Annotated in this window: 1 protein-coding gene; it reads left to right on the top strand. The window is 50.6% G+C overall.

Annotated features, from left to right (window positions below):
- Positions 1–1,347, top strand: a 1,347-nt coding sequence (locus tag QUA57_RS28505; RefSeq protein WP_333065149.1) for a two-partner secretion domain-containing protein, incomplete at both ends; no start/stop codon positions are given.

Here is a 1,347-nt window from a genome sequence, read left to right as displayed (position 1 = left end):
AGACGGTCAAATTGTTAACTTTATTTCTGAACCCACTATCCGCAATATTTTAGGGCGAGTTGTGGGTGGCGATGCTTCTTATATTAACGGTTTAATTCAAGTAATAGGCGGTAATTCTAACTTATTTCTGATGAATCCGGCGGGGATTGTTTTTGGTTCCAGCGCTCAACTAAACGTGCCTGGTTCATTCTTGGCAACGACAGCAACCGGAATCGGATTTGGCAACAATTGGTTTCAGGCAGTTGGCGTTAATGAATACGCTATGCTAACAGGAACGCCAAGCATTTTAAATTTTGCTACAGCTCAGCCAGGGGCGATCGCAAATTTCGGTCAACTGCGCGTACCTAACGGGCAAACGCTAGCTTTAATAGGCGGAACAGTTTTCAGCCCCGGTACTTTGTCCGCACCGTCCGGGCAAATTGCGATCGCATCGGTGCCCGGAGAAAACTTAGTCCGCATTTCTCAAGCAGGGCATCTGCTGAGTTTAGAAATTTCCCCCTCTTCTAATCTAGATTCTGCCCCTGTGCCGTTGAATCCCCTCACCCTGTCCCAACTGCTGACAGGAGGTAGCAGCAACGCTACAGGCGTTACAGTTAATAGCGACGGAAGCGTACAGCTAACGAATTCAGACTTGCAAATAGAAGCTGGGGATGTGGCGATCGCCGACACTCCGGCCACAGGTGCGAACCAAAATTTAGCAGTGTCTGCTCAAACGGCTACAGTGTCAGCCGCGCGTAACCTGACTCTAGTAAACAGGCAACTACAAACAACCGGTGACTTGAAATTGCAAGCGGGGGAAATTGTCCGTATCCGCGACAGCGTGGCTAACTCTTTTGTTACTGATGTGGGTGGAAACCTAACCGTGCAGGGCGATCGCCAAATAGACATCCAGGCGCGCAATCACTCCCAAAGCTTACTGAGCGCTGACGGCCGCATCACACTTATCAGTAACGGTACTGTATCCGGTGATGCGCTCTTCAGAGCTGGCAGCGATTTCTCAATTGCCACACTTCAAGGTAGCCCCGGCAACTTCGCAAGTTCAGGCGGTTCTACGATCATCTCAGGCGGAAACGTCTCTTTTGGTAATTACGCAGGCGCTTCTCTGGGAGTGCAAGCCCAAGGCGCGATCGCAGTCGGCGATCTCGCTATCACTTCCGCATCTAGCGATCGACCGCAGTTAGTTTTTACGGCTGGCAACCTACCCACTTCCCTCACTGGAAACAGCACTCTAGCACCCGCGAGTTCTTCACCTGCCAGCATTCAAGTTGGCAATATCGCGATCGCAGGTTCAGTTTTTTTAGGCGCTGCAAACAGCATTCAAGCAGCATCCATTACTTCAAATGGCGG

Origin of the sequence: Microcoleus sp. Pol7_B2 (genome assembly GCF_036701035.1) — a bacterium.
GTDB lineage: Bacteria > Cyanobacteriota > Cyanobacteriia > Cyanobacteriales > Microcoleaceae > Microcoleus.
Note: the sequence above shows the minus strand (reverse complement) of the source record. Positions and strands in the feature narration are given on the sequence as shown.